This window comes from Microbispora sp. NPDC004025 (assembly GCF_053604425.1).
The window spans coordinates 39,227-52,615 of record NZ_JBSGHN010000005.1 but is presented as its reverse complement, the minus strand read 5'-3'; the positions used below and the strand labels follow the sequence as shown (position 1 = coordinate 52,615).

The window sequence follows — 13,389 nt, the reverse complement described above, 5'->3', positions numbered from 1 at the left end:
CGCTCACGTCCGCGGCATACAGCCGTGCACGATGACCTCGACCATGCTCCGCACGACGTCCCTGCTGACGTGCTCCGGTGGTGCGCCGACCAAGGTGAACAGCGCACCGCCGTAGAGCGCGATCAAGGCGGGGATCCTCTCGCGTGGAATGTCGAGGCCGAGTTCGTCGTGGTGCCCCGCACTGATCAGCGACGCCGTTTCCTGCAGGCCCGCGAGCGCCGAGGCGAGCACCGGCCGGCGCGCGGCCTCCAGTCGCAGTTCGAAGATCGCCAGGTAGCGGCCGCGGAGTGTGGTCGCCGCTGTGAACAACGATTCCGTCAGCAGGTCGACCAGCGTCGCCGGCTGCTTGACGGCCTGACCGGTGTCCTCGTGATGCAGTTCCGCGATGCGCTCCGCGGCGGCCACCAGCAGCGCTTCCCGGCTGCGGAAGTAGTTCGACGCCGTTCCCGGCGGGACGTCCGCCGCTTTCTCCACCGCCCTATGGGTCAGGCCGTGCACGCCCGCTGACGCCAGCAACTCGATGGCGGCATCGGTCAGGGCCCGGCGCCGGGCCGCGTTGGTGGGCGGCATGGGGCCATGCTACCAATATCCGTACTAGTACGAGCGTAGTGAACCTATCGGGAGGTCTCGTGCGGATCGTGGTGGTGGGCGCCGGGCTCGGCGGAGTGGCGGCGGCGGTGGGGCTGCATCGCCTGGGTCATGAGGTGACACTCTTCGAACGGGGCGCCGAGCTGAGGGAAGCGGGCACCGGAATCGTGGTCATGCCCAACGGGCTTCGCGCCCTGGAAGCACTGGGGCTGGCCGAAGACGTCCGCGGGCACGTGATGCGGGTGACCCACGGGGGATTGCGGGACTGGCGCGGACGGCCGCTGCTGGTCACCGACATGGCCCGGGCGCGGCAGGAGATCGGGGCGCCCGTCATGATCGAGCGAGCGGAACTGCACCGATCGCTCCGCGCCCCGCTGCCGCCGGAGCTGGTGCGGACCGCGACTCCGGTCGAACGACTGGAGCCCGGCCCCGCCGGAGTGACGGTGATCGGCGAGGGAGAGCCCGCCGCGAGGGCGGACGCCGTGATCGTGGCCGACGGCATCGGAAGCGCGCTGCGCGCACAGCTGTTCCCCGCCCACCCCGGGCTGCGGCGGACCGGCCGCATGGACCTGCGCGGCATGCTGCCCCGTCCGCCCGGCCTCAACGAGGAACTGCTCGCAAGCCAGCTGGTCGACCGCCGGAATGGGGCGATGTTCGGCCTGTTCCCCGTCGGCGAGGACCGCCTGTACTGGTTCACCGACTCCGTCCTGCACGGCACGCCGCCCAAAGCGGACGAGGCGCGCCGGCGGATGCTGTCCCTGATGGCAGACTGGCACCCCCTCGTCACGACGCTGATCGAGGCCACCCCGCCCACCGCCATCTACGTCGATCCGATCGCCCGCCTGGCCGAACCCCTGCCTTCGTTCGCGGTCGGCAGGATCGCGCTCCTCGGCGACGCCGCGCACGCCATGCCGCCCGACCTCGGGCAGGGCGCCAGCCAGGCATTCGAGGACGCGGCGGCACTGTGTCGTCACCTGGGTCGTCACCTGGGTCGCCACTTGGGTCGCCACCTGAGCGGCGCTGAGCCGGTGGACGTCGCCGAGCGGCTCCTGCGCTACGACGCCGAGCGCAGGCCCAGAGCCAATCGCATGATGCTGGCGGCGTGCCGGCAGTCGCGGCTGACCTCCCGGACCGGCGTCGCCGCGTGGCTGCGTGACACGTCGCTGCGCGCCGTGCCGTCCCGGCTGGCCACCCGGCAGCTCGCCGCCCTCTGGAACGCCTAAGAGAGCAAGCTGCCTTCCGAGTCACAGAGGCGGATCAGGCGTCGCCGTCCGCTGTTCCCCTGGCCATGGCGTACTTGCGCAGGCCCGGGTCACGCGGATGGAGTTCGTATTCGCCCGTGTCGCGGAATCCGAGCCGCCGGTACACGCGTTCGGCTGGATTGTTGCCGGAGATGACCCATAGCTCCACCCGGGGGCGTCCTGTTTCCCGCGCCCAGGCCAGCACTTCCAGTGCGAGGCGCTCGGCGATCCGCCCGCCTCTGACGTCGGGACGCACCCACATGCCGAAGAGCTCCACGACCATGGCTCGGTCTGCCGGGACACGCCCAGCGGCTACACCGACCGGCACGTCCGCGTCGAACGCGGCCACCTTGACACCGTCCTCGGTCCACTCGAGCCACCGCGCTTCGTCGTAAGCGCGTTCCTCTTCCAGGTCCCCGTGGAAGATGTCGGGCGCGTCGGCGAGTGCCGCGAGTCGGAGATGGCACCAGGTACGCCAGTCCGCGCCGCTGAGCCGGCGTATGACAACCGAGTTCATGCGTACGATCCTTGCTTTTGGTGATCCTCCTGCCATGGTCGAGATCCGGGCCGGCCTGGACAACGGGTCCGGGCGTGATCTGTGGTCAGCTCTCCGCGACGGTTGTCGGTGACCGCCGCGCCCTGGTCAAGGCTCGCGTCCGCTTGCCGGCCATGCTCAACGCGCACGCAGGCCAAGCTCGGCCTTGCCGATGTCGAGCGCGGCGATCCTAGGTTCGTCGGCGGCGGGTGGCCACACCTGGGGTCAGAAGGGCGCTTCCTCCGGGCCGTTGGGCTGGGGCTCCTGGCGCTGGGCCATCGCGGCGGCCAGCTTCGCGCGGGCGCCCTGGAGCCACTCCTCGCAGATCGCGGCCAGCCGCTCTCCCCGCTCCCACAGCTCTATCGACTGCTCCAGCGTGAGCCCACCGGTCTCCAGCCGGCGCACCACCTCGGTCAGCTCTTCGCGGGCCTTCTCGTACGACGGCGTCTGCTCGTCCGACGGGGCCTGCTTGTCCGACGGGGTCTGCTTGTCCTCAGCCACGTCCCCCACCTTAGAGGCCGGGACCGACACTCCGGGGCCCCTTAGAGCTGTCCGCTTTGGGCATAAAACTGATGATTAGTCCGTTATTTAGATGTACTAACCATCTTCGGGGGCGATGATCGGGGGGTCATCCTTATGTGTGGAATCAGCGGCTGGGTGGACTACGGACGCGACCTTCGTCGCGAACGGGAGACCGTGCAGGCCATGACGGACACGATGGCGTGCCGGGGGCCCGACGCCGAGGGGTCCTGGCTCGCTTCGCACGTCGCGTTCGGTCACCGGCGGCTGGCCATCATCGACATCGAGGGCGGGCGCCAGCCCATGACCGCCGGAGCCGAGGGCGAGGTCGTGGCCGCGCTCACCTACAGCGGCGAGGTCTACAACTTCAGGGAGCTGCGCGCCGAGCTCGAACAGCGCGGGCACCGGTTCCGGACGCAGAGCGACACCGAGGTCGTCCTGGAGGCGTACCTCGAATGGGGCGAGGACTTCGTCTCCCGCCTCAACGGCATGTACGCCTTCGCCATCTGGGACGCCCGCCGCGAGGAACTGCTGCTCGTGCGCGACCGTATGGGGATCAAGCCCCTGTACTACTACTCCACCCCGAACGGGGTGCTGTTCGGCTCCGAGCCCAAGGCCATCCTGGCCAACCCGCTCGCCGAGCGGGTGATCGACGCCGACGGCCTGCGCGAGATCCTGGCCTTCGTCAAGACGCCCGAGTCAGCCGTCTTCCGCGGCATGCGCGAGGTGCGGCCCGGCCAGGTGGTGAAGCTGCGGCGCGAGGGCCTGAGCAAGCGGCGCTACTGGCGGCTGGAGTCCCGCGAGCACACCGACGACCTGCAGACCACCATCCGGACCGTGCGGGAGCTGCTCGACGACATCGTCGAGCGGCAGCTCATCTCCGACGTGCCGCTGTGCACGCTGCTGTCCGGCGGTCTCGACTCCAGCGCGGTCACCGCGCTCGCGGCCCGCGCGCTGGCCGGCAAGGGCGGGGTGCGGTCGTTCTCCGTCGACTTCGCCGGCTACAGCGAGAACTTCCAGGCCGACGACATGCGCGACACCCCCGACACGCCGTACGTCAGGGACGTCGTACGGCACGTCGGCTCCGACCACTCGGACATCGTGCTGAACTCGGCCGACCTCATGGATCCCGCCGTCCGCGCGGCCGTCCTGCGGGCGAGGGACCTCCCGCTCGGCATCGGCGACATGGACACCTCGCTCTACCTGCTCTTCAAGGCGATCAGAGGGCACTCGACGGTGGCCCTGTCGGGAGAGTCCGCCGACGAGGTCTTCGGCGGTTACCGGTGGTTCCACGATCCCCAGGCGGTCAACTCGGGCACCTTCCCGTGGCTCGCCATCCAGGGCCAGACGGGCCTGTCCACGCGGGGCGAGTTCCTGAACGAGGAACTGCTGCGCAAGCTCGACATCCCCGCCTACCGCGCCGACAGCTACCAGCGGGCGCTGGCCGAGGTGCCGCGGGTGCCGGGGGAGACCGGGCTGCAGAAGCGGATGCGGGAGATCAGCTACCTGCACCTGACCCGGTTCGTGCAGATCCTGCTCGACCGCAAGGACCGCATGAGCATGGCCGTGGGTCTGGAGGTCCGGGTGCCGTTCTGCGACCACCGCCTGGTCGAGTACGTCTTCAACGCCCCCTGGGCGATGAAGACCTTCGACGGGCACGAGAAGAGCCTGCTGCGCGCGGCGACGGCCGACGTGCTGCCCCGCTCGGTGGTGGAGCGCCGCAAGGTGCCCTACCCCTCGACCCAGGACCCGGCCTACGAGCGCGCGCTGCGTGCCGAGGTCACCCGCGTGCTGGACGGGGACTCCGCCATCGGCTGCCTGGTCGACGCGGACAGGGTGCGGAAGATGCTCGACCAGCCCTTGGGCGCGGTCAGCCTGCAGGGCGCCCGGACCTCGCTGGAGGGCATCCTGCAGATGAACGCCTGGCTCGGGGCCTACGACGTCCGCCTCGAGATCTGACCCGCCGGGACCGTCCCCGCACGGTCACGCGTCCTGGGCGGTCACCGTCACGCGGTCGTCGGAGAAGCGGATCGTGAGCTCGTCGCCCGGCTTGACGTCCCCGGCCAGGCGGACGACCTCACCGGAGGGGCGCTGCGCGATGGCGTAACCGCGCTCCAGAGTGGCGGCGGGGGAGAGGGCCACGAGCCTGGCCCTGAGATGTTCCAGCGAGTCGGCCGAGCGGTCCAGGGACGCCGACAGGCAGCGCCTGGACCGCTCGCGCAACGCGTCGACCTGCTCGGCCCGCCGGTCGAGCTCCCGGACGGGATCGGCGAGCGACGGCCGGGAACGGACGGACTCGAGCCACGACATCTCGCGGTCGACCCAGCCGCGCAGCACCCGGCGGCCCCGGTCCCTCAGCTGGTGGATCAGCGTGAGCTGCTCGCCCACGTCGGGAACCACCTTCTTGGCCGCGTCCGTAGGGGTCGACGCGCGCACGTCGGCCACGAGATCGAGCAGCGGGCTGTCCTGTTCGTGGCCGATCGCGCTCACCACGGGCGTGCGGCAGGCCGCGACGGCCCGCACCAGCGACTCGTCGGAGAACGGCAGCAGGTCTTCCAGCGAGCCACCGCCCCTGGCGATGACGATCACGTCGACCTCGGGGTCGGCGTCGAGCTTCCGCAGCGCCTCGGTCACCTCGCCCACGGCGTACGGCCCCTGGACGGCGACCTGCTCCACCTTGAAGCGGACGGCGGGCCAGCGGCGGCGGGAGTTCTCCAGCACGTCGTGCTCGGCCGCCGAGTCCCGCCCGCAGACGAGGCCGACGGTGCCCGGCAGGAACGGCAGCCGTCTCTTCCTGTCGACGTTGAACAGGCCCTCGCCCGCCAGCACCTGACGGAGCCGTTCGAGCCGGGCCAGCAGCTCGCCGATGCCGACCGGGCGGATCTCCAGGGCCGTGAACGCGAACGAGCCCCTGTTGACCCAGAAGTCCGGCTTGACGTGCATCACGACGCGCGCGCCGTCCACGGGACGCGGCACGCTCGCCTCGTAGACCGCCCGCGCACAGGTGATCCGCGCCGAGACGTTGGCCACGGGGTCGCGCAGCGTCAGGAAGACGGTGCCGCCCCGGGCCGTCAGCTCGGTGATCTGCCCTTCGACCCAGACGGTGCCCAGCTTGCCGATCCACTGGGCGACCATCTGCAGCACCGACCTGATCGGCAGGGGCGCCTCCGGGGACGTCTTCGCGCTCAAGTGCCCTCCTCGCCTGACCCGGCCGCGTCACCCGCCGTACGCTCGCCGTTCGCACCTGCAGGCTAGCCGTACCCGCCGACAATCCACCGGCGGCCGGACGGGCACAGGGCGGGGCGGCTCGGGGATCAGGACTCGGACTGGAGCTTGGACAGCCGGTTCTGGAACATCCGGACCACCTCGGGGCGGTTCAGGTGCGCCTGCTCGTAGTCCAGCAGCGCGTGAACCTGCTCGGCCGACTTGCCGCGCATCCGCGCCCGCAGCGACGCCACGGAGAGGTTCGCGTAGCCCGGCATCGGCTCGGCGGCATCGGCCGGCTCGGTGGGCTGGGCGGGCTCGGTGGGCTGGGCGGGCTCGGCGGCGGGGGCGGGCTGTTCCGCGGTCGCCTCGGCGGGGCTCTCCGGCGCCTGGGAGGCGGCGGCCTTGCGGCGGGTCCTGGTGGCCTTCGGCGCGGCGGTGGCCGCGGCCCCGGGGGTCGCTTCGGGGGTCTGAGACGCGGCTTCGGGCGTCTCGGCGGTGGCCTTGCGGCGGGTGCGCGGCTTCTTGGGCGCCTCGGCGGGGGCGGCCTCGCCGGTCTCGGCGGTCTCAGTGGTCGCGGGGGTCTCAGTGGTGGGGGTCTCAGTGGTCGCGGGGGTCTCAGTGGGTTCGGCGCTTTCCGCGGCTTCGGCCGTCCTCGCGGGCTTGGCGGCGGCCTTGCGGGTGCGCGGCTTCTTGGGCGCCTCGGCGGGGGCGACCTCGGCGGTGACGGGGGGCTCGGCCTCGGCGGGCGCCGTCTCGGCCGGGGCGGGCTCCGCCGCCGGTGCCTCCACCGCTGCCTCCACCGCTGCCTCCGCCGGTGTCTCGGCCGGGGCAGGCTTCGGCGTTGCCGTCTCGGCCGCCGCGGGCGTCTCGGCGGTCACCGTGTCGGCCTGCTCGCTCTGCTCGGCCTGCTTGGCCTGCTCGGTCTTGCTCGGACGGGGGGCGTAGATGACGGGCTTGCGGGGCTCGGTCCGTTCCTCGGTGGCCTCTGCGGTGGACCGGGCGGTGGACTGGGGGGTTGCCTGTTCGGTCCCGGTCCCGGTCGCGTCGGCGGTCTCGGGACGCTCGCCGTCCTGCGCCTCACCGCCGGCGAAGCGCTGCTTGATCGTGGTCTTGATCTTGTCACCGGCCACCAGTGCCTGCCCGACCCCGTTCAGAGCGGTCTGAAGCGCTGTTGTTATTGCTCTAAGGACGGACATTTCGGCTCCCGGGGAGATGTGTATCTGGTACACCCAGTCTTGCAAGACCAGGGTCAAGAAGCGGCTCGCGTTCCACATAGCATAGGAACATGGACGTGCAGACCTCAGCGACCCGCCGTGTCCTGGTCGCCAAGCCCCGCGGCTACTGCGCGGGAGTCGACCGCGCGGTGCAGGCGGTGGAACGGGCGCTGGAGCAGTATGGCGCGCCCATCTACGTACGGAAGCAGATCGTGCACAACACCCACGTCGTGAAGACGCTGGAGGAGCGCGGCGCCGTCTTCGTGGAGGAGACCGAGGAGGTCCCCGAGGGAGCCATCGTCGTCTTCTCCGCCCACGGTGTCGCGCCGGCCGTGCACGAGGAGGCCGCGAGCCGCCGTCTGCGCACCATCGACGCGACGTGCCCGCTGGTGACCAAGGTGCACAACGAGGCCAAGAGGTTCGCGGCCAAGGACTACGACATCCTGCTCATCGGACACGAGGGGCACGAGGAGGTCGAGGGCACCTCGGGCGAGGCGCCGGAGCACATCCAGCTCGTGGACGGCCTCGACGGCGTCGACGGAGTGTCCGTACGCGACCCGGAGAAGGTGGTCTGGCTCTCCCAGACGACCCTGTCGGTGGACGAGACCACAGAGACGGTCGCACGGCTGCGGACGCGCTTCCCGAACCTCATCGACCCGCCGAGCGACGACATCTGCTACGCCACCTCCAACCGGCAGACGGCCGTCAAGCGGATCGCCGCCGAGTCCGACCTGGTCATCGTCGTCGGCTCGGGCAACTCCTCCAACTCCAAGCGGCTGGTCGAGGTCGCCAAGGACTACGGCGCCGCCGCCTCCTACCTCGTCGACGACGCCTCGTTCGTACGGGACGAGTGGCTGGAGGGCGTGCGCACGGTCGGTCTGACGAGCGGCGCCTCCGTCCCGGAGGAACTGGTGGAGGGCGTGCTCGCCAAGCTGGCCGGCCACGGGTTCACCGACGTCGAGGAGGTCGAGTCGGTGCACGAGAGCATGCGTTTCGCCCTGCCGCACGAGCTCCGCAAGGACCTCCGCGCGGTCTGACCCGCCGGGGTCACTCGTCGGCGGCCCTGCCGTACACGCGGGGTTCGAAGTAGCCCTCGGGCTCGGGGTCGAACGCGCGGCCACGGCGGGAACGGGAGGCCGGCGCCGCGGCGGGCGCCGGCGCGCCGCGCAGCTCCCTGAAGTTGGCGGGCAGCCCGCGGAACCACGCGACCCCCAGGGCCAGCGCGGACCCGAGGAACAGCCACGGCGCGCCGGACGACAGCGCGGTGAACATGCCGAGCCCGAACGCCTTGAGCATCGAACCGGACCCGAGCGCCCGTACGAGCTCCACCAGCAGGGCCGCGGCGAAGAAGACCAGCGGAGGCGTCACCACCAGCGGCAGCAGGTCCCGGGGGCGGACCAGCAGGGCCGCCGCGAGGCAGCCGGCCACGAACACGGGCCCGGGCAGGAACGGCATGCCCGCCAAAGTGATCACGAAGAGCATGACGATCGCCCCCCGAGCGGTCAGCCGCAGCCCCGCTCGACCGGTGCCTGTCATCGGGCCCCCCTTACGACAAGTCTCGCGTCAATTTACCGTTCTGAGGATGCGGGGGTGGGGGGCTTACCCGCTCTTCACCTTCGAGTTCCGGGATGGCGACCGGCCGGGGGACCTCCTCCACCGCCGCGGGGGCGTCGAGCGAGTAGTCCACCAGGCCGAGATCGTTCATCCTCCGCGCGCTGACCAGGACCCGGCTCTCCAGCGAGCCGACCGTCTGGTTGTACGCGGTGACCGCTCGGGTGAGCGCCTTGCCCAGGCTGTCCACATGCCGCCCGAGGCCGCCGAGCCGGTCGTACAGTTCCTTGCCGAGGTCGAAGACGGCCTTGGCGTTCTCGCTGACCGCGGTCTGCTGCCAGGCGTACTGCGCGGTGCGGAGCATCGTCACGAGCGTCGTCGGAGTGGCGATGTGGACGCGCCTGCGCATGGCGTACTCCAGCAGCCCCGGATCGCGCTCCAGGGCGGGCGCGAGGAACGCCTCGCCGGGGATGAACAGGACCACGAACTCGGGCGACGGGCTGAACGCCTGCCAGTAGGACTTGGCGGCTAACCGGTCCACGTGCTCGCGCAGGTGCCGCGCATGGGCGTCCAGCCGCGCCGAGGCGAAGTCGGGGTCGGCGGCCTCGGCCGCGTCCAGGTAGGCCGCGAGCGACACCTTCGCGTCCACGATCACGTTCTTGCCGCCGCTGAGCCGTACGACCATGTCGGGCCGGACCACGCCGTCGCGGGTGACGGCGCTCACCTGCTCGTCGAAGTCGCAGAAGCGGGCCATCCCCGCGATCTCCGCCACCCGGCGCAGTTGCAGCTCTCCCCAGCGCCCCCGCGCCTCCGGCCGCTGCAGCGCCCGCACCAGCGCGTCCGTCTGCGCCTTGAGCCGCTCGGAGCTCTGCCGTACGAACTCCATCTGCTTGCTCAGCTCGGCGCGGGCGGCGCGGGCGCCCGACTCGCTCTCCCTGAGCTGGCTCTCCACCTTGGCGAGGGTCTCCCGCAGCGGCGCGACCAGGTTCTCGACCGCCTGCCTGCGCTGGTCGAGGTCGCCCGCGGCCTCGGCCCTCGTGGTGTTGAGCCGGTTTTCGGCGAGTTCGAGGAAGCGCAGGTTGGCCACGTCGAGGGCATGCGCGGAGATGGCCTGGAACCGCTCGGTGAGCTGGTTCTCCATGTAGGCCACCTTGTCCTCGGCCGCCCGCGTCCTCGCCTCGGCCTCGGCCACCCTGGCGGCCTCCTGGGCGGTACGGCCCGCGGTCCGCGCCGAGGCCAGCGCGAGGCCGATCACCAGCCCCACGGCGAGTCCCAGTACGAGTGCCACGACATCCACGGTCTGGATGATTTCAGGCATTGGCGTGCCAAACAGGGAGGCGCGCCTGGGAGCGGGCCGAGTCGAAGCACGGGGCCGTCGATGTCCGGCGCACCCACCGAGACCCCTAAACTCGGGGTACGTGAGCCTGAGCATCGGCATCGTCGGCCTGCCCAACGTCGGCAAGTCCACGCTTTTCAACGCCCTGACCAAGAGCGCGAACGCCCTGGCGGCCAACTATCCGTTCGCCACGATCGAGCCGAACGTGGGCATCGTCGGCGTGCCGGACTCGCGTCTGGACAAGCTGGCGGAGATCTACGGTTCCGCGCGCATCCTCCCGGCCAAGGTCGAGTTCGTCGACATCGCGGGCCTGGTGAAGGGCGCCTCGGAGGGACAGGGCAGGGGCAACCAGTTCCTCGCCAACATCCGCGAGACCGACGCGATCTGCCAGGTCATCCGGGTCTTCTCCGACCCCGACGTCACCCACGTGGACGGTGAGGTGGCGCCGGAGCGCGACATCGAGACGATCAACACCGAGCTGATCCTCGCCGACCTGCAGACGATCGAGAAGGCGCTGCCCCGCCTGCAGAAGGAGGCGCGCACCAACAAGGACCGCAAGGTCCTCCTGGAGGCCGCCGAGGCCGCGGCGAAGCTGCTCGACACCGGCACCACCCTGTACGCCGGGGGCAAGGCGGCCGGGATCGACCTCGCCGACCTGCGCGAACTTCACCTCCTCACAGCCAAGCCGTTCCTGTACGTCTTCAACCTCGACGCCGACGAGCTGACGGACACCGACCTGCGGGCCAAGCTCTCCGCGATCGTGGCGCCGGCGGAGGCCGTGTTCCTCGACGCCAAGATCGAGTCCGAGCTGGTGGAGCTGCCCGACGACGAGGCGCTGGAACTGCTGCAGTCGGTCGGCCAGGAGGAGTCCGGCCTCGCCCAGCTCGCCCGGGTCGGCTTCGAGACGCTGGGCCTGCAGACGTACCTGACCGCCGGGCCCAAGGAGGCCCGGGCCTGGACGATCCGCAAGGGCGCCACCGCTCCCGAGGCCGCCGGGGTCATCCACACCGACTTCCAGCGCGGCTTCATCAAGGCCGAGGTCATCTCGTTCGACGACCTGGTGGAGGCGGGCTCCATGACCGCCGCCCGGGCCGCGGGCAAGGCCAGGATCGAGGGCAAGGACTACGTGATGCGCGACGGCGACGTCGTCGAGTTCCGCTTCAACGTCTGAGTCCTCACGCCCTGCTCCTGCCTTCGGGGCTAGCGGACCACCAACGCACGCTCTGTTGGTGGTCCGCCGGGCACATCGTCAGACCCGGTTCACCGACTGTTCGCGTGTACCACGCGAACACGGGATCCGTCGGTTTCCTTCCCCCTCAGTCCTGCGATGGCGGCTTCTCTAAGGAAGCCGCTCCATGATCCAGGTGCAGAGCTCTTCGGTGATCGCGGTGTGCCCCTCGTTCTGGGACGCGAGCTTGAATTCGTCCAGTTCGCTCGCGTCCGGAGGGAGGCTGTGGATGTTGACGTACAGATCGTCGTTGGTGGCGATGTCACGGATGGCGACGGCGCTGACCGCCGGGACGAAGCAGTGCGAGCGGATCGGGTTGCCCACGCCCAGGCCGAGGCCGGTGAACTTGTTGAGTGCGTCGGCGAGGATGCCGAAGCCCTCCAGCATGCCACCGGGGGCGCTGTCGATGTCCGGCATGTCCATGGTGCGGATCTCCGGCCGCTGCGAAGTCACGACCCGAAGGGTGGCGACCAGCGAGTCGTCGCCCGTCGACTGACTGCGCAGATCGGTGCCGCTGATGGCCGCGCCCGTACCGCGCAGGGCGGTCTGGCCGGGGGCGATGCCGTTGCCCTGGCCTGACCCGACGCCGTTGGCGACGCCAATCAGACGGGGCGTTTGCGGCCAGTTGCCGACCCGCTCCAGTGCGGCGACGAACTCCTTGCGCTCCTCGTCGGTGTCGGGCTCGTCCTGCCAGCCCGCGATGTGCTGCCACAGCAACTGACGCGCGGCCCGGCTGTTCATCTGGTCGGAGAAGCGGCTGTCGAGCTTGCGGATGTAGTGGGCGAACGCCAGCAGGGCGATGGGCACCCAGGCGCCGCGGTGCGGGCTGTCGTAGGAGAAGTACAGCGCCGTCTGGTGGGAGTCCCCCGCCCTCGCTCGGCTTTCCATCTTGGCCAGGGCGTACCGGGTGACCAGGCCGCCCATGCTGAAGCCGCCGACCGTGAGCGGATGGCTGCCCTGTCGCCGCACGATCGCTTCCCGGATGGCGGCGATGGCGGCTTCGGCGTTGTCCAGGATCGATGCGCTGCGCTCGGTGAAACCGAGTAGGACGACGTCCTTGCCGCGCCTGCGTAGTTCGCTGATGAGCGGGTAGCCACCGAACTCCAGGGCGTTCCAGGAAAACTCGGGCGTGCTGGGCCCGGTGTTGAAGCCGTCAGCCATGATCACTGGGGCGGTCAGAGCCCGGTTGCGCTCCCCGTAGTACACCCAGGCGGTGCCACCGGGGAGAGCCCAGACATCGTCGGGCACCGGTGGGAGCTGGGTGGGAGGCTCCTTGGGGCCAGGAGCCAGGATGATGGGCGGCGCGGCCCGGAGCGCCTCCGCGATCTGCTGCTCGTTCTGTCCGCTCATGCTGAGCCTCTCTGTCGTCAGTGACAGAGAGTATTTCCATAACTACTACGAGCAATCAGCGCAAGCCGGGCTTGTGCCGCTGCTGCGGCCGGCGCGGCAAATCCTCCGGCCGACGTCGCCAGGATGGCGATCAGAGTCCGCTTCGACGTCTGGGCCGGCGTAGATCGACTACGAGGTCGTCTACGTACACTGTCGGGCATGGCATGCCGCATCAGTGAGCTGGTCATCGACGCCGCCGACCCCGAGCTGCTCGCCGAGTTCTGGAGCAAGGTCCTCGGCTACGTCGAACTCGGCCGGGAGGACGACGGGAGCATCGAGATCGGGCCGCCCGACGCCGGCTTCGGCGGCCCGCAGCCCACCCTCATCCTCAGCCCCAGCGACGCCCCGCGGACCGGCAAGCTCCGGCTGCACATCGACGTCAACGCCACCGACCGCGACCAGGACGCCGAGCTGGAGCGGCTGCTCGCGCTCGGCGCCAGGCTCGCCGACGTCGGCCAGACCGGCACCGAGAGCTGGCACGTCCTGGCCGACCCTGAAGGCAACGAGTTCTGCCTCCTGCACGCCCGGCTCCGGCCCCTCTGAGGACCCCGGGCGACCGTTCCGGCGGCCCTCGGTCCCTG

At 70.6% G+C, this 13,389-nt stretch carries 13 protein-coding genes; 5 read left to right on the top strand and 8 right to left on the bottom strand.

Going from position 1 to position 13,389, the window contains the following annotated elements:
* Positions 1-3: 3 nt before the first annotated feature.
* Positions 4-570: a TetR/AcrR family transcriptional regulator gene (locus ACWEQG_RS15600; RefSeq protein WP_452285205.1), complete on the bottom strand. Its 567-nt coding sequence runs from the start codon at positions 568-570 to the stop codon at positions 4-6.
* Positions 571-629: 59 nt separating this feature from the next.
* On the opposite strand from ACWEQG_RS15600, the gene ACWEQG_RS15595 reads away from it, so the two are divergent.
* Positions 630-1,811: an FAD-dependent oxidoreductase gene (locus ACWEQG_RS15595; protein ID WP_452285203.1), complete on the top strand. Its 1,182-nt coding sequence runs from the start codon at positions 630-632 to the stop codon at positions 1,809-1,811.
* A 34-nt stretch (positions 1,812-1,845) separates the two neighbouring features.
* Here the strand turns inward: ACWEQG_RS15595 and ACWEQG_RS15590 are convergent, their stop codons facing one another.
* Positions 1,846-2,346: a GNAT family N-acetyltransferase gene (locus ACWEQG_RS15590; protein WP_452285201.1), complete on the bottom strand. Its 501-nt coding sequence runs from the start codon at positions 2,344-2,346 to the stop codon at positions 1,846-1,848.
* 243 nt (positions 2,347-2,589) lie between these two features.
* Positions 2,590-2,865: an exodeoxyribonuclease VII small subunit gene (locus ACWEQG_RS15585; protein ID WP_363463474.1), complete on the bottom strand. Its 276-nt coding sequence runs from the start codon at positions 2,863-2,865 to the stop codon at positions 2,590-2,592.
* A 135-nt stretch (positions 2,866-3,000) separates the two neighbouring features.
* Between ACWEQG_RS15585 and asnB the strand changes: the two genes are divergently transcribed.
* On the top strand, positions 3,001-4,842 hold the full coding sequence (asnB, locus tag ACWEQG_RS15580; protein WP_452285199.1) for an asparagine synthase (glutamine-hydrolyzing): 1,842 nt from the start codon (positions 3,001-3,003) through the stop codon (positions 4,840-4,842).
* 24 nt (positions 4,843-4,866) lie between these two features.
* Here the strand turns inward: asnB and xseA are convergent, their stop codons facing one another.
* Both xseA and ACWEQG_RS15570 read right to left on the bottom strand, forming a co-directional pair.
* On the bottom strand, positions 4,867-6,072 hold the full coding sequence (xseA, locus tag ACWEQG_RS15575; RefSeq protein ID WP_452285197.1) for an exodeoxyribonuclease VII large subunit: 1,206 nt from the start codon (positions 6,070-6,072) through the stop codon (positions 4,867-4,869).
* Positions 6,073-6,197: 125 nt separating this feature from the next.
* Positions 6,198-7,286: a hypothetical protein gene (locus ACWEQG_RS15570; protein ID WP_452285195.1), complete on the bottom strand. Its 1,089-nt coding sequence runs from the start codon at positions 7,284-7,286 to the stop codon at positions 6,198-6,200.
* A gap of 89 nt (positions 7,287-7,375) precedes the next feature.
* On the opposite strand from ACWEQG_RS15570, the gene ACWEQG_RS15565 reads away from it, so the two are divergent.
* Positions 7,376-8,341 (top strand): 4-hydroxy-3-methylbut-2-enyl diphosphate reductase, encoded by a 966-nt coding sequence (locus ACWEQG_RS15565; protein WP_452285193.1) that lies wholly within the window; start codon positions 7,376-7,378, stop codon positions 8,339-8,341.
* Between the two features lie 10 nt (positions 8,342-8,351).
* On the opposite strand, the gene ACWEQG_RS15560 is transcribed toward ACWEQG_RS15565, so the two are convergent.
* Positions 8,352-8,840: a DUF6542 domain-containing protein gene (locus ACWEQG_RS15560; RefSeq protein WP_452285191.1), complete on the bottom strand. Its 489-nt coding sequence runs from the start codon at positions 8,838-8,840 to the stop codon at positions 8,352-8,354.
* Positions 8,841-8,850: 10 nt separating this feature from the next.
* A complete protein-coding gene (locus tag ACWEQG_RS15555) occupies positions 8,851-10,173 on the bottom strand; it encodes a DNA recombination protein RmuC (protein WP_452285189.1) in 1,323 nt (440 codons plus the stop codon).
* 100 nt (positions 10,174-10,273) lie between these two features.
* Here ACWEQG_RS15555 and ychF point away from each other — a divergent pair, with 100 nt between their 5' ends.
* On the top strand, positions 10,274-11,362 hold the full coding sequence (ychF, locus tag ACWEQG_RS15550) for a redox-regulated ATPase YchF (RefSeq protein ID WP_363463486.1): 1,089 nt from the start codon (positions 10,274-10,276) through the stop codon (positions 11,360-11,362).
* A gap of 168 nt (positions 11,363-11,530) precedes the next feature.
* Here the strand turns inward: ychF and ACWEQG_RS15545 are convergent, their stop codons facing one another.
* The gene (locus tag ACWEQG_RS15545; RefSeq protein WP_452285187.1) at positions 11,531-12,769 is read right to left on the bottom strand and encodes a hypothetical protein; all 1,239 of its coding nucleotides are present in this window, start codon (positions 12,767-12,769) and stop codon (positions 11,531-11,533) included.
* A 198-nt stretch (positions 12,770-12,967) separates the two neighbouring features.
* On the opposite strand from ACWEQG_RS15545, the gene ACWEQG_RS15540 reads away from it, so the two are divergent.
* Complete coding sequence (locus ACWEQG_RS15540; RefSeq protein WP_452285185.1) at positions 12,968-13,351, top strand: VOC family protein; 384 nt, start codon at positions 12,968-12,970, stop codon at positions 13,349-13,351.
* Positions 13,352-13,389: the final 38 nt, after the last annotated feature.